22 protein-coding genes and 2 pseudogenes are annotated in these 17,200 nt (G+C 64.9%); 11 read left to right on the top strand and 13 right to left on the bottom strand.

The features are described from left to right. The first annotated feature begins 347 nt into the window (after window positions 1-347). From ssd to AC5Y21_RS09660, 6 genes and pseudogenes are all read left to right on the top strand, one after another. A complete protein-coding gene (ssd, locus tag AC5Y21_RS09635; RefSeq protein WP_499911805.1) occupies window positions 348-1,403 on the top strand; it encodes a septum site-determining protein Ssd in 1,056 nt (351 codons plus the stop codon). Continuing rightward, window positions 1,400-2,575 carry a TadA family conjugal transfer-associated ATPase gene (locus tag AC5Y21_RS09640; protein ID WP_499911697.1) on the top strand — a complete coding sequence of 392 codons (1,176 nt, stop codon included), beginning with the start codon at window positions 1,400-1,402 and terminating at the stop codon, window positions 2,573-2,575. The genes ssd and AC5Y21_RS09640 overlap by 4 nt, the downstream gene beginning before the upstream one ends. Further along, a complete protein-coding gene (locus AC5Y21_RS09645) occupies window positions 2,572-3,390 on the top strand; it encodes a type II secretion system F family protein (RefSeq protein ID WP_499911698.1) in 819 nt (272 codons plus the stop codon). Before AC5Y21_RS09640 ends, AC5Y21_RS09645 begins: the two co-directional genes overlap by 4 nt. Beyond that, a complete protein-coding gene (locus AC5Y21_RS09650; RefSeq protein ID WP_499911700.1) occupies window positions 3,387-3,986 on the top strand; it encodes a type II secretion system F family protein in 600 nt (199 codons plus the stop codon). Before AC5Y21_RS09645 ends, AC5Y21_RS09650 begins: the two co-directional genes overlap by 4 nt. Before the next feature lie 36 nt (window positions 3,987-4,022). Beyond that, window positions 4,023-4,100: pseudogene (locus AC5Y21_RS09655) on the top strand (DUF4244 domain-containing protein); the annotation flags it as partial. Between the two features lie 95 nt (window positions 4,101-4,195). Next, window positions 4,196-4,375, top strand: coding sequence for a helix-turn-helix domain-containing protein (locus AC5Y21_RS09660; protein ID WP_499911702.1), 180 nt, complete (start codon window positions 4,196-4,198; stop codon window positions 4,373-4,375). Between the two features lie 7 nt (window positions 4,376-4,382). On the opposite strand, the gene AC5Y21_RS09665 is transcribed toward AC5Y21_RS09660, so the two are convergent. The 10 genes from AC5Y21_RS09665 to AC5Y21_RS09710 form a co-directional block, all read right to left on the bottom strand. Beyond that, window positions 4,383-4,703, bottom strand: a complete 321-nt coding sequence (locus AC5Y21_RS09665) for a hypothetical protein (RefSeq protein ID WP_499911704.1) — start codon at window positions 4,701-4,703, stop codon at window positions 4,383-4,385. Then, window positions 4,700-5,077 carry a Gp19/Gp15/Gp42 family protein gene (locus AC5Y21_RS09670; RefSeq protein ID WP_499911706.1) on the bottom strand — a complete coding sequence of 126 codons (378 nt, stop codon included), beginning with the start codon at window positions 5,075-5,077 and terminating at the stop codon, window positions 4,700-4,702. The genes AC5Y21_RS09665 and AC5Y21_RS09670 overlap by 4 nt, the downstream gene beginning before the upstream one ends. 138 nt (window positions 5,078-5,215) lie before the next feature. Then, entirely contained in the window at window positions 5,216-5,509 is a 294-nt protein-coding gene (locus tag AC5Y21_RS09675; RefSeq protein ID WP_499911708.1) for a hypothetical protein, read from the bottom strand. Window positions 5,510-5,624: 115 nt separating this feature from the next. Then, entirely contained in the window at window positions 5,625-6,275 is a 651-nt protein-coding gene (locus AC5Y21_RS09680; protein WP_499911710.1) for a hypothetical protein, read from the bottom strand. 73 nt (window positions 6,276-6,348) lie between these two features. Further along, window positions 6,349-7,170 carry a phage major capsid protein gene (locus tag AC5Y21_RS09685; protein WP_499911712.1) on the bottom strand — a complete coding sequence of 274 codons (822 nt, stop codon included), beginning with the start codon at window positions 7,168-7,170 and terminating at the stop codon, window positions 6,349-6,351. A gap of 115 nt (window positions 7,171-7,285) precedes the next feature. Beyond that, window positions 7,286-7,750: a hypothetical protein gene (locus AC5Y21_RS09690; RefSeq protein WP_499911714.1), complete on the bottom strand. Its 465-nt coding sequence runs from the start codon at window positions 7,748-7,750 to the stop codon at window positions 7,286-7,288. Then, a complete protein-coding gene (locus AC5Y21_RS09695; protein ID WP_499911716.1) occupies window positions 7,747-7,944 on the bottom strand; it encodes a hypothetical protein in 198 nt (65 codons plus the stop codon). Before AC5Y21_RS09695 ends, AC5Y21_RS09690 begins: the two co-directional genes overlap by 4 nt. Continuing rightward, complete coding sequence (locus AC5Y21_RS09700; protein WP_499911718.1) at window positions 7,944-8,096, bottom strand: hypothetical protein; 153 nt, start codon at window positions 8,094-8,096, stop codon at window positions 7,944-7,946. Before AC5Y21_RS09700 ends, AC5Y21_RS09695 begins: the two co-directional genes overlap by 1 nt. A 683-nt stretch (window positions 8,097-8,779) precedes the next feature. After that, a complete protein-coding gene (locus tag AC5Y21_RS09705) occupies window positions 8,780-9,304 on the bottom strand; it encodes a hypothetical protein (RefSeq protein WP_499911720.1) in 525 nt (174 codons plus the stop codon). A gap of 980 nt (window positions 9,305-10,284) precedes the next feature. After that, the gene (locus AC5Y21_RS09710; protein WP_499911722.1) at window positions 10,285-11,475 is read right to left on the bottom strand and encodes a DNA cytosine methyltransferase; all 1,191 of its coding nucleotides are present in this window, start codon (window positions 11,473-11,475) and stop codon (window positions 10,285-10,287) included. A 132-nt stretch (window positions 11,476-11,607) separates the two neighbouring features. Here AC5Y21_RS09710 and AC5Y21_RS09715 point away from each other — a divergent pair, with 132 nt between their 5' ends. Beyond that, window positions 11,608-11,838, top strand: coding sequence for a helix-turn-helix domain-containing protein (locus AC5Y21_RS09715; RefSeq protein ID WP_499911724.1), 231 nt, complete (start codon window positions 11,608-11,610; stop codon window positions 11,836-11,838). Next, complete coding sequence (locus AC5Y21_RS09720; protein WP_499911726.1) at window positions 11,839-12,861, top strand: Cfr10I/Bse634I family restriction endonuclease; 1,023 nt, start codon at window positions 11,839-11,841, stop codon at window positions 12,859-12,861. 4 nt (window positions 12,862-12,865) lie between these two features. Here the strand turns inward: AC5Y21_RS09720 and AC5Y21_RS09725 are convergent, their stop codons facing one another. Further along, a complete protein-coding gene (locus tag AC5Y21_RS09725) occupies window positions 12,866-13,309 on the bottom strand; it encodes a very short patch repair endonuclease (RefSeq protein ID WP_499911728.1) in 444 nt (147 codons plus the stop codon). 178 nt (window positions 13,310-13,487) lie between these two features. Then, window positions 13,488-15,188 (bottom strand): recombinase family protein, encoded by a 1,701-nt coding sequence (locus AC5Y21_RS09730; RefSeq protein WP_499911807.1) that lies wholly within the window; start codon window positions 15,186-15,188, stop codon window positions 13,488-13,490. A 142-nt stretch (window positions 15,189-15,330) separates the two neighbouring features. Here AC5Y21_RS09730 and AC5Y21_RS09735 point away from each other — a divergent pair. The 3 genes and pseudogenes from AC5Y21_RS09735 to AC5Y21_RS09745 form a co-directional block, all read left to right on the top strand. Then, window positions 15,331-15,462: pseudogene (locus AC5Y21_RS09735) on the top strand (DUF4244 domain-containing protein); the annotation flags it as partial. Between the two features lie 35 nt (window positions 15,463-15,497). Further along, complete coding sequence (locus tag AC5Y21_RS09740; protein WP_499911809.1) at window positions 15,498-15,788, top strand: TadE family type IV pilus minor pilin; 291 nt, start codon at window positions 15,498-15,500, stop codon at window positions 15,786-15,788. Then, window positions 15,785-16,204 carry an Rv3654c family TadE-like protein gene (locus AC5Y21_RS09745; RefSeq protein WP_499911730.1) on the top strand — a complete coding sequence of 140 codons (420 nt, stop codon included), beginning with the start codon at window positions 15,785-15,787 and terminating at the stop codon, window positions 16,202-16,204. Before AC5Y21_RS09740 ends, AC5Y21_RS09745 begins: the two co-directional genes overlap by 4 nt. Here AC5Y21_RS09745 and AC5Y21_RS09750 read toward each other — a convergent pair. Continuing rightward, window positions 16,136-17,170, bottom strand: coding sequence for a PAS domain-containing protein (locus AC5Y21_RS09750; protein ID WP_499911732.1), 1,035 nt, complete (start codon window positions 17,168-17,170; stop codon window positions 16,136-16,138). The two genes, AC5Y21_RS09745 and AC5Y21_RS09750, sit on opposite strands and share 69 nt — an antisense overlap. Between the last annotated feature and the right edge of the window lie 30 nt (window positions 17,171-17,200).

Raw genomic sequence — 17,200 nt, forward strand, 5'->3', positions numbered from 1 at the left:
TGTCATGTGTATAGTAAGCAGTACTCGGCCTACGCCGAGGGTGTATCAGCCCGACCCCCCGGGGCTGATACACGACGACCCTCGCCTCCTCCCCCCCTGGCGGGGGTCGTCCCTTTTCTCGGGTAAATATTCGTCATAAGCAGGGCGCTTAGCGCAGCTGTTTTCCCGTTGCGGAGATTGTGCTGTTGCGCGCGGCCGAAGTGCCGTGCCAGTCAGTTTGTGCACACTTGCGTCTCTATCCACAATTCGCTATTTGAGCCTGGCGTCCCATCTGTGGCTGCGTCCACGCTGGGTGAATGAGCGGCACCGCGAAGACGGCAGGGACAGGTTCTGCGGGTGTGTTGGCGGTGCTGACCGACTCTGAGTTGCGCGACGATCTGGACCGGGTGGCGGCTGCCGTCGGTGTTCGGGTGGTGCATCTCAGCGCGGGGGCTGCGCTGAGCAGGAGAACCTGGTCGGCGGCCGCGGCCGTAATACTCGACCAGGCTGCGGCCGATCGTTGCGGGCGGGTGGCGCTGCCCAGGCGCGTCCACGTCAACGTGCTGACCGCCGCCGAACCCACGACCGCGACGTGGGAGTCGGCCATCACCATCGGAGCCCGGCACGTGCTGAAGCTGCCCGAGCAAGAGGCCGAACTGGTCCGTGAATTGGCCGAGGCCGCCGAATCGGCGCGTGACGACGCGCCCCGCGGTGAGGTCGTCGCGGTGATCGGGGGGCGCGGCGGGGCCGGGACGTCGTTGTTCGCTGTCGCATTGGCCTTGGCGGCCACCGATGCGCTCCTGGTGGACCTGGACCCGTGGGGCGGCGGGATCGACCTGTTGGTGGGCGGGGAAAGCGCACCCGGTGTGCGTTGGCCCGACCTGTCGCTACAGGGCGGACGGCTGACTTGGCCGGCGGTGCGTGAGGCGCTGCCGCGGCATCGGGGGATCACCCTGCTGTCCGGCACCAGATCCGGTTACGAGGTGGATGCGGGCCCGGTGGAGGCCGTCGTCGATGCTGGCCGTCGCGGCGGCGTCACCGTGGTGTGCGATCTTCCCCGTCGGCTGACTGATGCCACCCAGACCGCGCTCGACACCGCCGATCTGGTCGTCCTGATCAGTCCGTGCGATGTGCGTTCGTGCGCGGCCACCGCGACGGTCGCTCCGGTGCTGGCTGCGATCAATCCCAACCTCGGCCTGGTCGTCCGGGGCCCGTCGCCGGGCGGATTGCGCGCAGGCGAGGTGGCAGACATCGCGGGCCTGCCGCTGCTGGCGTCGATGCGAGCCCAGCCGCGGCTCGCCGAGCAGCTCGAACACGGTGGCCTGCGATTGCGGCGCGGCTCCGCGCTGGCGGCGGCCGCTCGTCGGGTGCTCGCTGTGCTGCCCGCACGTCCCGGCGCAATGCAGAACGGCAGGGCGGCGTGAGCGGGTCGCTGATCGAACGGGTGCGGGAGCGGCTGGCCGCGGAGCCGGCCGCGCCGGGTTCTCGTCTCGGGCCCGCGGTGGTGGCCGCCGCGATCCGGGCCGAATCCGGTGGAGTGCTCGGCGATACCGAGGTGCTCGCCAATCTTCGGGTGCTGCAAACCGAACTGACCGGCGCCGGGATCTTGGAGCCGTTGCTGCGCGCCGAGGGCACCACCGACGTCCTGGTCACCGCGCCGGATGAAGTTTGGGTCGACGACGGAAACGGTTTGCGACGCAGCCAGATTCGGTTCGCTGACGAGGCGGCGGTGCGGCGATTGGCGCAGCGGCTGGCATTGGCCGCCGGTCGCCGCCTCGACGACGCACAGCCCTGGGTGGACGGCCAGCTGTCCGGGATCGGCGGCGGTGAATTCGCGGTGCGACTGCACGCGGTGTTGCCGCCGGTCGCGGCCGCGGGCACCTGTCTGTCGTTGCGGGTGTTGCGGCCGGCCACACAGGATCTGGCCGCGCTGATCGCGGCCGGCGCGATCGAGCCGCAGGCCGCCGCGCTGGTTAGCGACATCATCGCCGCCCGGCTCGCGTTTCTGGTGTGCGGTGGTACCGGAGCCGGAAAGACAACCCTGTTAGCCGCCATGCTGGGCGCGGTAGCGCCCACCGAGCGGATCGTCTGCGTCGAGGATGCCGCGGAGCTCGCACCCCGGCATCCGCACTTGGTCAAACTGGTCGCGCGGTGCGCCAATGTGGAAGGCGTCGGCGAGGTGCCGGTACGCCAACTGGTCCGACAGGCACTGCGGATGCGGCCTGACCGCATCGTGGTCGGCGAGGTCAGGGGCGCCGAGGTGGTAGATCTGCTGACGGCCCTCAACACCGGTCACGACGGCGGCGCCGGCACCGTGCACGCCAACAACCCGGGCGAGGTTCCCGCGCGGCTGGAGGCGCTGGGCGCGCTCGGCGGGCTGGACCGCGCCGCGCTGCACAGCCAGCTCGCCGCAGCCGTCCAGGTGCTGCTGCACGTCGCCCGGAACCGGGCCGGTCGGCGTCGGCTCGCCGAGATCGCGTTGCTGCGCCCGACAGACGGCCGGGTCCGTGCGGTCACCGTGTGGCACGCCGATCGGGGACTGACCGACGATGCGGCCGATCTGCATCACTTGCTGGGAAGCCGAATGTCGGCATGAACCCTCAGCTGACTGCGGCACTGTTGTTGTCGCTCGCGATCGTGGTCCTCTCGTCGTCGCCGCGGCGCCGACTGAGCTCATCGGCGTCCTTCGGTCGCCCAGACCGTCGGCACATGCGGTTGGCCGGCGCACGCTGGGTGGGCAGCATCGCCGTTGCGTGTTCCGCGGTTGCCGCCGCCGTGTTGCTGCCGTGGACGACCGTCCTCGCCGGCGCGGTGCTGGGTGCGACCGCCGCGGTGCGCCGCCGTCGCACCCGCCGGGGACGCCGGGCGACCGACGAGGGCCGAACCCTGGAAACGGCGCTGGATGTGGTCGTCGGCGAATTGCGGGTGGGCTCGCATCCAGTACGCGCGTTCGACGTCGCAGCAGACGAAACCTACGGCGCGGTTGCCGCCTCGTTGCGCGCGGTCGCGGCACGCGCCAGATTGGGCGCCGACGTGGCGGCGGGTCTGCGCAGCGCGGCCGGCTGCTCGGCGCTGCCCACGCAGTGGGAACGACTCGCGGTGTGCTGGCAGTTGGCCAGCGACCATGGGTTGGCCATCGCGACCCTGATGCGCGCCGCGCAACGAGACATCGGCGAGCGGCAACGATTCGCGGCGCGGGTGGCGGCGGGGATGGCCGGCGCCCGCGCCACAGCTGCCATCCTGGCGGGCCTGCCGCTGCTCGGGGTGCTGTTGGGTCAGCTGATCGGCGCCCGGCCGCTGAGTTTCTTGTTGAGTGGTGGCGGGGGTGGGTGGCTGCTGGTGGTGGGGTCGACGCTGGCTTGCCTGGGACTGCTGTGGGCGGACCGGGTTACCGAGCGAGCCGGGGCATGAGTACCGCGGCGGTGTTGCTGGCCGTGGCATTGTGGACGGCCGCCGGTCCGTCGACGGTGCGGGCGCGCGCCAGGATGCCGGGGCGGGGAGTTCCTCGGCGGAGCCTGCTGCACCGGGTGGCACGCGGTGCGGACCCGTTGGCGGTCGCATCCAGCCTCGACGTGCTCGCCGTCTGCCTGGCGGCCGGCATGGCGGTGTCCGCGGCCGCGGCCGCGACGGCGCCGTCCGCGCCACCCAAGCTGGCCACGATGCTGCGCCGGGCTTCCGATCTGCTGGCGCTGGGCGCCGACCCAGCCGTGGCATGGTCATCGTCGCAGGATCGGCCGGCGGATCCGGTCGACCCGCAGACCGATGCGCTGCTGCGGTTGGCGAGGCGGTCGGCGTCATCGGGATCGGCGCTGGCCGTGGGCATCGCGGAACTGGCCGACCAATGTCGTCACGACGCCGCACACGCGGCCGCCGCGGCCGCTGAGCGGGCGGGGGTATTGATCGCCGGACCACTCGGTCTGTGCTTTTTGCCGGCGTTCGTATGCCTGGGCATCGTTCCAGTGGTCGCCGGGCTGGCGAGTGATCTTCTTCAATCGGGACTGCTGTGAAGAGCGCAGGGAAAAGGGGATGCATTGGTGAACAACATGTTTCGGGTATTCGTGGCGCGCATGACGCTGCTCGCGACCGACGAGTCGGGCATGTCCACGGTCGAATACTCGATTGTCTAGTTTTACACCGGGTGGATGGCAAGTGGTGACGGCCATTAGCTGCGTGTCGAGGGGCTCTGAGCAGCCCCGCCGTCCCTACGCTGAGAGCCATGGCTGAAAAATCTCGGATGGCATCCATCGCCGACACCGCTGAGTACCTCGGAATCTGCACGAAGACAGTGCGCCGCTACATCGCCGAGGGTCGACTCAAGGCCGTTCGGCTCGGTCCCCGGCTGATTCGCGTCGAGCGCGATTCGGTCGAGGCGATGATGCGCCCCATCGGCAAGTAGCCCGCGCCTACTTCCTTACCATGACGTAGTCGACGTGAGCCGTGCGGCGAGATCCGTTGTAGACCTTGGGATCCCCCTCGATTGCGTACCGCTTGCCGTTCCATTCCACGGCGCTCTGTGCGCCGAGGAGACCTGTGTATCCGACGAGCCGTAGGCGGTACTTCGACCTGGTGCCGTCCGCGTCCTCAGTGGACGACAGCGGCTGGACGACCGCACGGGTCAGAACTCCTGTCGAGCCGGGTTTAGTGATCGTGTTGCCGTCTGAGTCGGTGATGACTTCCTCGGGGTAGACCGTGACGGTCTCAGTTCCTCTGTGTAGCAAGCTCATAGCGCCGCACCTCCGAGGCTCGGCGCGATAGAGAACATCCGACTCGGCTTGATCCCGAGGCGTTCCCACTCCTCCGGGAGGATCTCCAGCCGCCCCGAAGCCGTCTCGCGGTTGAACTGGTAGCTGTATGTCCCATCTGATTCCGAGGCGTAGCCCTCGGGGTTGCGGAGGAGCCTCAGCACGGCCTCGGCCTCGATGTCGATCACGTCGGCCAGGTCCAGGTCTCCAGCGTCGATCTGCTCGGCTAGGTCCGGGATACGACGCATGATCATTCGTTCGACCTGAGCCAACCGGCGCTCGACAAGTGCCGTCTCTTCGGCGGTTAGTTGACGCGCCACTAGTGCCGCTACGTCAGCGGCGGATGCATAAGTCACGGTTACCTCTTCCGATAGGTGCCAGGCCGGTCTCGTCGCCAGTTAGGCGTCGGTAGATGAGATCGACCACGGTCAGCGTCTGAGTCGCAGTAGCCGGCTGACGCTTCAGCCGCTTCGTCTTTCGTCCTGCTTTGGACATCAGTCGTCGTCCCCCGACTCTGCGAAGTTCATCCGGGCCAGCAGTTGGGCTAGGAGCCCGCGCTGGACGCGTGCCTCAGCGATGAACGGGGAGATCACCGGCTGGCCCATGCTGCCTCTGACGGTCAGCGGGGCCTCGGCGGCTGCCTCGTCAAGTTCTGCGATCTGATCGGCGGTTTTGCACGCTTGGAACAGCAGTTCACGCCGGTCTGGGTCGCGTTCGATGTCGAATTCTGACGTGATTTCACGCCACAATTTCCGGCCGGGTTTCTGCAAATCCGCAGGTACGCGCATGTCTTCTCTCTTCTTACTGACTCTCGAAAAACAGGGGTTTAAGTGCCACAGGATTGGGCGGACGCAGTACCGACCGGTCAGGGACCCAGGGGGGAGGGGGCAACCCCCTGGGGGTCTAGGAGGGTGTTCTGCCGTACTTGACCACGTAGACGCAGGGCGCTTCGCCCCCGGTCATCAGCGACGTTAGGAAGCCGTACAAGTCATTGTCGTTGGCCGCGTACCAAGGTTCTATCAGAGACTGGTAGTACCGGATGTTCTCGAGATCGGTTGCATCGAGAACCTCGTACTCAGCGACCAGAACGACCTTCGTTTTGTTCTTCAGCTCGAGGTGTGGGTGGCCATCGGCTAGGCCGTACTCGCTCAGCGCGTGTCCGGGCTCTACGAACCCCAGACTGATCTTCACCCGATGCCCCGGCTCGGCAGCGGGTATCCATTCAATCGGTTTGGTGGTTCGGACCTCGTCAATCGCGACGTGGTCAGCCTCGGGTATGCGGGGAACGCCGATGGCGAACACCCACGCAAGCCCGTCTACCGGTTCTGGCCTCTTCCAGGACTCCAGCCGGCGGTTCCCGTCCTTTACTTCGATGCCTGATTGAGAGGTAGCCGCGATGACTGACACTCCGGATTCGTGGAGGCTCACCTTGAACGCATGGCCCGTGTTTCGCTCGGTGATGTACACGTCGTTTCGGTTGTTGAAGATCTTGAACACGGGCGACATCTCGTCACCCGGCTGGCCTACCGCGACTCGGATCTCCTTGCGGCGCATCAGCCGAGCCTATCCAGAAACAGCACCGTTGCCGGGGACGGCGGAGTTCCGTCCCCGACTCGGTATCAATTGATCAGGCCACGTCGTACCCGCGAACAACACCGGGCTCGTTCAGGAAGCCGATGCCCAGACGCGACACGGCGCGTACCCAGATGCCGTCCTTCTGGACGTTCGGGAACTTCTCCACGCGGGTGCCCTTACGCATCACCAGGACGACGTGCGCCTGGGGGATGCCCCAGAACTTGGTAGCGGCGTCGACCTGGTCGGAGACGACCACCGGCAGACCGACGACCTTCAGCCCGTCCTCGACGAACTCGATGAGGTTCTCGGTGGAGCCGGTTAGCTTCTTGATCTTGCTCAGCTCCTCAGCCTGCTCTGGGGACATGATCCAAGAGGTCAGGTCCGACCCGTTGGCCTTGGCTGCGAACCGGGCCGAGATGAACGGATCGAGGTCGGCCAGGGAGGCCCCGGTGTCGACCGTCGAGTAGCTGATCGACAGCAGACCGTTCGGACCCTTGGCCGTGGTGTTGGCCAGGTACGCGCCGTCGATGGCGCGGGTGATCTGGTTCGACAGACCCGCAGCGATCAGGTCCACAGCGGCCGGGGTGGAGTCCTCGGCCAGCTCGTTCGAGATCGGGGTAAGACCGGCCGTCTTGGTCGGGGTGACCTCGACCTCGTCGGTCGCGCCGTCGGTCTCGGCGATCGTGTCGTTCTCGTTGTACCAACCGACAGTCGGATCGGCGGTCCAGATCGGGAAGTTGATCTTGACCTTGTCGGTGCCGACGACCGTCGCGGTGCGGGCCGCGACCGAGGTCGCCTTGACGGCCAGGTCCACGGCCTTGCCGTAGTCCTCGGGGGTGAATGCGTCAGCGGTGTTGCTGTGCAGCATGGTCATCTGTTTCTCCTTGAAACATGTTGTGTAGCAATGGAAAAGGCCCGATCACAGATCGGACCCGCGGATGCCTCACAGAGGCTTTGTGAGCTGCCGCCACAGACGGCTGTGCTCAAGATCAGTAGGGCTGTCGGGTGCTGCTCTTCAGCAGGTCAGCGAGCGTCGGCTCACGCTTGGGTTGCGGCCTGCCGCCGTAGCCCTGCGTCGGGTCGTAACCGGCGACGGGCAGCCCCTTCTTCAGACCGGGTCGCTCGGCCAGGATCGCGGCGACATCAGCGGCCACCTTCTCGGCGTCCACGTCCCCGTCGTCGGTGAGGTAGTCGGCCAGCTCGTTGCCGCTCAGGCTGAACAGATCGGCCGGATGGCTCAACCCATCGGCTGCCAGCCGTTCGACCTCGGCCCGCTGCATCCGCTCGATCCGCTGGGCGAGGGCGTCACGCTCAGCTCGGGCCTCGTTCCGCTCCACGCGGTAGCGGGCCTCTTTGTTGCCCTTCTGCGGCTCTCCGGTACTGCCGCCACTCTCGGGGGTCGGTTCTGATCCCTCTAGGGGGCTCTCAGAGCCTGGGACAGTTGTCTCGGTCATGCTGGGTTGCTCCTCTTGCTGCGCTCCCACAAAGCGCGGCGCAGGTCCATAGGGTCTGTGTCCTCGGGCAGCCCCAGCCGTTCTGCGACACCAGCTCGCTTGACCGGGTCCAGCGGCCACGGTGTGCCGCCGTTGGCGACCACGGCAGCCTCGTACGGCTTGCCGTACTTCTCAAACCACTCTTCGAACGGCATCAGTCGACGCTCCAGTGAGTGACGGTCATGTGCTCGAACGGGTTGGCTCCGTTGCCGAAGTCCACAACTGCGTCCGGGCCGACCTGGAAGGTCTTGGCCGGCGCACCGAACTCGGCGGCGTCGAGGACGGCTCGCTCCAGTTGGTCTTGCATCTCGCTCTCCTTTGGTGGTTGTCAAGGCTCAGCGGTTGCCGAGCCCAGATACGCCGAGAGCCCCGGCTGTCAGGCCAGGGCTCCCGGTTGCTTGTTCAGTTGTCGGGCCGCTCAAACGGCTAGGGCAGCCTGGACGGCTGCGAGCTGACGTCGTGCTTCGACACACGACCGCATGTACCGCTTCTGCGCTTCGGTGCGGCAGTACCGGCAGCGGCCATCGGGCCGCACGTTGTCACGCGGGTGTTTGGTACAAGCGTTGCCGTGTCGCATTGGTGTGTTCCTGTTCCTGGTCGCCGCTGACGACCGCTGACGGGCACCCCGCCGCTGACGGGGTGGTGGATCTGTTGATCCGATTGGAGTCAAAAAAAGGAGAAACCCCCCGACCTGCTGTCCGACGAGACAGGTCAGGGGATCTCTACCAAAGGAGACGGCACGCGGGCTAGGCGTGCCTTATCCGCTGATGAAACAGCGGCTTACACCGCTGGAGCAGGTCCAGCGGGAAGTCGGGCGGTCGGGAGGTGAGAGCCGTGGACCGACCGCCATCGGGTGCCTACAGTCACCCGCTGCGTACGAGGCGCACCGGGGACGGGTGCGCTCTCAAGCACGCAAGATCACTGGGGCCTTCTCTTGCCCCTTCTACTATCTAGAGTTATTTGATGTGCGACTAATCGCTGGTCACCGGGTCAGACCCAGTACCCCTCGGACCACTGCTCTTCACCGCGCTCGTCGCGGAACCAGTGACCCTCGACGTACTTCGGTTGATCCCGCTCGTCGAGTTCCATAATGCGCTTGTCGGCGATGCGCTCGCGGTCAGCTTTCCGCTTCGCGGAGGATCGACGCTGTAGCGATTCCTCGCGACGACGCTCACGACACGCGGCGCAGTACTTGGGCCACCGGCCCCTGGGGCCACGGTTCCCTTTGCCTCGGAACTCAGGGGTGGACACGTCGCGCTCGGAGTAGATCCAACAGCCACAATCACACTGGCCGAACCAAGACCGGGTTCCTCGCATCTCTACACAGGTGCCTCCCTGCACCTCCCAGCGCTTCACCGTGGTCCCGCTGGGGTTCCTGGTGTCGTGCTGCGGCTTGTGCATCTGCTTCTGCCGGAACTCTGGGGTCAACTTGTACATCGAGAACGGCATCAAGCCACGGGGCACAAAGTGCATGTGCCCGCCGCCGTGGCTCCAGTCTTCGTAATCAAGGTTCATGTGTTGGCTGTTTTCCTTCGGTGGTGTGTGGTGTTGCTGTGTGTCGGAACTCACAGCGTTTGGTAACGCTGCAGTACATCGGGTGTCGTTTGTACCAACCGTTGTACCTTCGGGGCCGTGGCTGGCATCCGCCGTTCAGCGGTAAGGCCATGCCCCACCCCCTCCCCCCGGTCTCAGGGGGTAAGGGGTGTGGCCGTCGCTGTGGAGGCGGATGCCTGACACAACAGGTTGCACCGGGAGGAGGCGAATGCACCGAACTGTATTCGACTCCGGGAGGTTCAAATTAGCCATTCCTTTATCACCAGCTGGAGCCATTCTAGGCTCCCTCAAACAATGGTAAAGACCCTACCTCGGGAGCCATTCTTTGGCTCCCTCGGATTAATCTAGAGGAGGCTCTGCAGAGCCTCCGTGGAATAACTCTAACGGGGCTCTTCAGGAGCCCCTTGAGAATTAATTAACTCCAAACCCCTCAGGGGGTTTGGTTATTTGAGAATTAATTAACTCCAAACCCCTCAGGGGGTTTGGTTATTATTAAATTAATTATTTACTCCAACCCCTTCGGGGTTGGTTAGTTATTAATCACCCCCAACTGCGTTGGGGGATCAAAAGATTCCATGTCTCGCGTGCAGGGGCGCGCGCGAGGAACGGCCCAAAACCGGCCCTCACCAGCATTTATGCTCGATTCGGAGACAACTTGGCTCTCAGCTCGCCTCTGCCGGCCTGGACCAGGCTCTCCGGTACCGCTTATGCGGACAAGGGGTGTTCGTCGCTCTCCGTGGCCCTCAGAGCCTCCTAGAGGCCTCCCTGACTCAGGGCACAACTCTAAGTCCGGCCCATCGACCGGACTAGTTCCGACGGTACACCGAGGCCGGCTCGAGGGCAAGCCCCTTGCTGTGTTCGTACAACTATCGACAATTCTCGGCGGTAGCAATTCGGTGGAAACTGGAATTGATCCTACTGATTCAACTTACGCTTCGCGATTAGCGCGTTGTTTGTGGCAGGCCGTCAAGTCTCAGGAGCGCGGTCTCGGCCACCGACGCGACAGCACGACCCAGTAGCGGCGGCACCGCGTTACCAATCTGCTTGAGCATCTGCCACTCACTCGACTGGAAGATGAAGCCGTCGTGGAACGACTGCAGTCGAGCGGCCTCACGCACAGTGATCCATCGCTCGTACTTGGGGTGAACCCACTCGGACATGTCGCGATGCATCTGCGCCAGGATCGTGTAGGCCGGCTTGTCGGGATGGAGGCGCCGCCACTTTTCCGGGCGAGCGCCGTTCCAGATCTCCGGCGGCAACGTGTCTGCCTTCGCGCCAGGCTCCAGAAACGAGATCAGGTGCCGCCGACGCTCTTGCATCTCCTTGGTGTGGTGGTTAAACAGCCGCATCTTCCCACCGGCCTGGCGAAGCTTGTACGCCGACGAGTACCAGCGGCCGTCCCGATCGAGGCGCAACTCGTCAAGGATGTCGTTACCCGAGCGCGCTCGTGGATACTTCAGATCCTCGTAATGGATTGCCGTTCGCTCCGGGATGTCGCTGATCGCATGTCTCACCCATTGCTCGGGCTGTTTCTCCTCGTCTAGCCCAGAGGAAAGGAAGGATTCGGCGGTTTCCCCGAGGTTGAGGTCGTTCCGCACACCGAAGAAAATCGCACGCTTGCGAAGCTGAGGCACCCCTACAGCCGTTGCCGGAACGACGACGACGCCTGAGTTCGTATACCCGTTGTCTGCGAACGCCTCCAGTACCTCACGCTTGAAGCGACCCTTCGCCAACAGCAGCATGTTCGGAACGTTCTCCATCAGAAACAAGCGCGGCCGTAGCGTGGTCAACACGCGGATGAACTGCCCATACAACTCGTTTCGAGGATCGTCGAGGATTCGGGTTCCGATCTGGCTGTAGCCCTGACAAGGGGGTCCGCCGAATACCAAATCAATCTCTGAGTCAGCTAGATGGCCGAAGCGGCGCTTCTCTGACTTCCAGACGTCGGAACGACGATTGACGAAGTCGTGAATGTCTCCTTCCATGAGGGGCACCTCCGGAAAGTTGTGCCGGTAGGTCTCGCAAGCGAATCGGTCAAGCTCAACGGCGGCTTCCACATCGAAGCCGGCTAGTCTCACACCCTCGCAGAACCCGCCGCACCCAGAGAACAGCGACACCGCTCTGTATCCCACCCTCGCTCCCTTCCACACGGTAGAAACTATGTTCGACGTCCGACAAGAAAAATCGGAGAGGCTCGCCGATCGACCGGCGGATGTTGACTATAGACCGTGGGCTTATAGACCACTTCCATCTACCTTCCCCATGTGCCGAACGGCGGGTTGGCATCCGAACTGGGCCTCGCGATTCGAGAGGCCAGGTCGATCCGCGGCATTTCGCAGGAACGCCTGTCAGAGCTGGCCGGTCTCGATCGCACCTACGTCAGCGGGGTCGAGAGGGGAACCAAAAACCCGACGCTCGATTCAATGACGCGTCTGGCGGCTGCTCTCGGCGTCCAGCTCAGCGATCTGATCAGGCGAGCCGAGGAGTTGGCATAGATGCCTTACCTGTTCAGCAAGGTGACCACCAACGCCCTTGCACCCTCTGAACAGCTCGTCAAGGACCTCCGGAACGAGCCGATTAGGGGCCGCGACACCAAGTTTCGGCTGATGACGCAGAACATCTTGAGCTACACGTTCGACCAGTGGGTTCCCGGGTTTTCAAGCAGCCACGTGTACAACACGACCGCCGTGCACGACCTCGTTCAGCGAGGGATTGAAAACGCAAACGCGGAGGGTTGGCTTCGCTTCGAGCAGGACTACGAGGTGTCGGGTAACGCCAAGGCGAAAGTTCTTGGCGACCTGTACGAGACGATCACCACCGCGATGCTGTGGAACGCAGCTGCGATGTGGAACACCTACATGACAACCGGCAAGTGGAAAAGTGGTTCCGGCTACAGCAAACCGACAACGTCGCCGCTCTCTTCTCGACAGGTCGCTGTCCTGAACCTGCCTCGAGGTTATGACTGGGTGGGCTTGCTCAACGCAAAGGCGCAGCAAGCGATCGAAGATGTGCGGGCACCCCTCGGGGAGAAAGGTCTGACGATTCCGACGAGCACTCCGGACATTGCGGTGGTGGTTCTGCCAGACGATGAGGCCCGGTCGGACAACAGTTGGCGCACCGCAGTCGACAATCTCAAAACTCCGCAGCAGGTGGTCCTGACCTCTGCCTACACCAAATTAGCCGGACGGATCGAACCGGGAGAATTGATTCTGGCGATCGCAGCTAAGCGAAGCCTGCGAAGCGATCGGCTGTATCAACCGCTTTACGAAGCGAACATCATGCAGCTTCTGCTGGAGCACTTCCTCGGTGCACCCCGAGTCGATTTTGAGGTGCACACTCTGTCGATTGAGGGCACGGCCGCCGAGGACATCTACGCCGCTGCCACGATCTATGCCGTCGCAGTCGACTCGCCGAAGGTGCATCGGTCAGTTCGTGAGCTGTACGTCCCTACAACGCCCGTACCGCTCGTCGTTCGGTTTCTTGCGTTCCTCGACCAGCGCATGGCGAGCGTTCAGTAACTGGTCAGAGGTTGGACGCGTCAAGCACACGACGAGCGGCGGCTTGGGGGTCTTCGATGACCTCGCACTCCCACAAGCGAACCACTGTCCATCCCAGTTCCTGAGCCATCGCGGTGGCCTTGGCGTCCCTGGCGCGGGTGGCCGAAAACTTAGCCTGCCACATCGCCGCGTTCGGGCCAGTCGGTTTCCGATCCGGACAGTGGCGCGGACAGCCATGCCAAAAGTCGCCGTCAACGAAGACCGCCAGTCGACGACGCGGGAGAACGAGATCAGGACTACAGCCCTTGCCAAGTCGTCGGTGGAGGCGGAAACGTGCCCCCTCGCGATGGAGCGCCTGCCGCAACAGCACCTCTGGCTTTGTGTCCTTCGACCGCCGACCGCCGAGCTGTCCGCTCCAGTCAGTCTTTACCCAGCCGGCCTCACCCACGACTGTGATTTTGCCTCGCACGCGTACCAAATTGCACTCGGGACGGAACCGGGTGCAACCCAACTGCGTCTAACCCTGTGTGGACGACGACGAATGCGAAGCGATCCGAGCCGAAGGGCTCGACCCCGATGACCCCGCCGTACGAGCGGCGCTCGACCTTGTGCGCTGGGAACTCGAGCTACTGCGCTACGGGTAGCGGTCAGACTCCGCTCAGATCGAGGTCGGATGCGTCGATCCTCCGACCGTCCGTGAGGACGAATATCCTTTTGCCACGGGACAATTCGATACCAGCGATGCCGTTCTCCTTCATAGATTCGAATGTCTCCCGTAAAGCGGCCGCTGGCCCGCTGGCCTCCAACTGCTGGGTCAGCGTTTCGAGGTCTCCGGGGTCCAGGTTCAGCGTCGGCCCCTTTCCTTCGAGTGAGTAGACGAACCCGAGCGTGACGCCCATCGACCGCAGCCAGACGTTCCGCGCCGTCACGTCCTGGCGGTCCCACCAGTCGGCGAACTTCTCCCCGGTCGGCTGCCACCTCCAGCCAGACGGCTTGACCGTCTCGGTCGACAGCTCGGCCTGGCGGGCGGCCAGCGCCTGAATGCGCTCGTTCAACTTGACGCGCTGAGGCGTACCGGCCTTGTACGGGCCGGTGCCGAGCAGGCCGGTCAGGTCGGCCAGGGTGTCATTGATCTCGGCAAGCTCTGCCGAGTGATCAGAACCCTTGTCCCACAGACGCTCTAGGCGCACGGACTCACCGAGCAGCCCGAGTATCAGGCTCTCGACCGTCTCGTCCGCATACTCCAGCGGTATCGACTTGTTGCCGCAGGACTCCCGATACTGGGCCGAGGCGCACCGGTAACGGGGCTTGCGGCCTACGCCGCCCTTCTGTCGGTAGGCCGGTCGACCGCAGACTCCGCAGTGGACCACCTGAAGCAAGAGGCCGGTGCTGCGCTTGGTCGGTTCCTTCCGGTTCTCCCGGTCGGCCAGCTCTACGCCGAGCCGGTCGAACACCTCGCGGGTGACGATCGGCTCAGACCGGACGACGGGCGAACCGTCGTCGTTGCGAACAACGGTCTCGGGTCCGAACACCTTGCGGCCCTTGGCGTCACGCTTGACGCGCCCCTGAGCGTCCGTCAGCGGCTCCCTTGCCACGACCTGCCCTAGCAGCGTCGGGCTCGTCAGAGACCGCTTCAGCGGACTGGAGTGCCACTCGTAACCCTTGACCTCTCGGCCCTGCCACTGTGCAAACCGATCCCTCGGAGTCAGGATCTTCCGGCCCGTCAGATCGTGTGCCACCGACCGCAGCGGCTCACCGGCCAGCACGCGCTCGACTACCTCGCGGATCACCTCGACTTGCTCGGGGTCTTGGACCAGCCGCCAATCGCCGCTGTCGTCGCGCCGGGGAAGGTAGCCCCATGGTGGGATGCCACCTCGGTACTTGCCAGTCTTGATGTTGTACTGGGCAGCCGAAGCGTTGCGGTCGCTGATCGCGGCCAGTTCCATCTCAGCCACCTTCGCGACGAGTAGCGCGATGATGTCCCCAAACGGAGCCGTGAGGTCGAGGAACTGTTCGGTTGCGCTCACGACCGAGACGGAATGCTCTTGGCACCAACGGATTAGGTCTGCGAGATCCAGCAGCCTGCGGACTATCCGGTCCATCCGGTAGAACACCAGAACGTCGAACTCTCCGAGCCGGTTGGTCAGCCAGTCGCCAAGCTGGGGACGATTGAACGGGGACGTAGCCCCGGCTGACACGTCGAGATCCTCAGCGATCCCGACTACCTCGTAACCGCGCTGAGCGCACAGCTCACGGCAGGCTTGTAACTGCCGCTCAGGGGAGGTTGTAGCGTCAGTGACGCGGGACAACCGGACAACGATCAATGCCCTCACTGCTGAGAGTCCCAGACGAGCAGGGCCATTACCGCCGTGGCCATCTCTTGGCCAGCGCGGAGCGTGTCATCATCGCTGGGGCCACGCCCGTCCCAACGGGCGAGCGAAGTTGTCAGTTTCTCAAGGATGTCTGCTGGAATCACGGGTGTAAACCTACACAGCCGAGTACGCCATCGGCACGATCGCGGCCGCGGCCTTCGGCGCGATCCTCTACTCCGTCGTCACCGGTCACTCCGTCGTGTCGGCGCTGACCAACATCATCGGCCGTGCACTCAACACCAAGGTCTAGCTTCGAGTGTCGGTACGAGCACCGTTGAAGCGGCTCTGGGGGTCGCCACATTGGTGGTGGTGCTGGTGCTGTGCCTGGCGGGGATCACCGCGGTCTCGATGCAGCTTCGCTGTATCGATGCCGCCCGCGAAGCGGCCCGAATGGCCGCCCGCGGCGACGAACGCGCGGGGGTCGCCGCCGCGCGGCGGATCGCGCCGGCCGGAGCGCAGGTCCGCGTACAGCGCAACGGCGACTTCCTGGTCGCCACGGTCGTGGCGCAGTCGAAGCTGTTGCCCGCGTTGGACATTGCGGGCAGAGCAGTCTCGGCGGCAGAGCCGTCGGGATGACCGGGGGGGATCGCGGCTCGGCCACCGTGATCGCGGCCGCGATGGTCGCTGTGCTGCTGTTCGTCACCGGCGCCGGTGCATACCTCGGCTCGGTCACGGTGGCGCGGCACCGCGCGCAAGCGGCGGCCGATCTGGCCGCGCTGGCCGCAGCGGCGCGACTGCCGTCCGGCGTCGCCGTGGCCTGCGCCCGCGCGACGGCGGTGGCCCGGAACATGCGTGTCGACCACGCTGAATGCCGGGTGGACGGCCTCGACGTGCTGATCACGGTCCGGGTGCCGGTCGCCTTCACCGGTACGGCGCAGGCGGCCGCCCGGGCCGGACCGGTGGCGAGTCAGACCGCTGTGGCGTCAGGCGTCGTCCGCGCCTCGAGGGAGGCCCGCATCGGCGAGTTCTTCATCGGTAGGCCGACGCAATGAAAGCAATCCGGCGAACGTATCCGGCTCGAGCTCCACCCGGTTGACCGTGACATGCATCGGCACCCATATGCCCGGTTCTCCGGGCAGGCGCAGCACGCGGGCGGTAGCCCCGTTGACGAATTCCGAAGTCATGGACGACTTCAGGTGCTCGTCTTCGGGATGCACCCGGGGCCGGTCGGGGTCGCTGCCGCGCCAGTCATAGAACGGGCAGGGGTCGTCGAGCCATTTCAGGAGGGTCCAGTTGTTGAGATCGACCAAGGCCCGGTGCACCCCTGGCTGGGCCAGCCCGTTGAGGATCTGCTGCGCCAGACGATCGACTGGCACCGGCCCGCCTTCGAGTTCGCCGCGCCAGTTCATGCCGCGCGAGATCAGGTGGTCGCTACCGTCGGGGCCCGGTTCCACGGCATTGCGTGCGACGAAGCCCACCCGGATTGGTTTGCCCTGCCAATCGGTGACATCCCAACTGCTGCACAAAGTTTGACCTGGTTCGGCCCTGATGGCCAACGCGAGCACCTTGCTCTCGTTGGGATTGAGATCGCGCGACGGCAGATCCTCCGCGAAGGCCCTGCCATGAGTGGCCTCGACCGCGGGATCTTTGCCGCTGTTGGCCAGCGACTCCGGAGTATCGGTGGCCATGCCCAGGGTCAGATCCCACTTGAGCGGGCCTGGGACCGGCCGCTCGGGCGGCTCAGTCCCGGCGGGTCCGCTCCAGACATGCACGCCGTGCATGCGGCCGTCGGACATCAGCACCGGTTCGGTGCGAATGACGCGGTCGCTTTTGGGGGTGATGCTGCTCAGGCTCTGGCCGGTCTGTAGTGACTCGGCGATCGCCGTCCGGACCGCGGAGAGGTAGGGACTGCGACGCAGGAACGTGGTGATCGGAACGAGGTTTTTTGGTTGACGTCCCTGCGCTACCACGGCGGGCTCGTCGCCCAGCGTCTCCACGAGCAGCCAGTCGTGGGCCATGCGGCCAAGTTTACGGGCCGCCCGGCGTCT

The sequence above is a fragment of the Mycobacterium sp. NGS41 genome, from assembly GCF_059812725.1.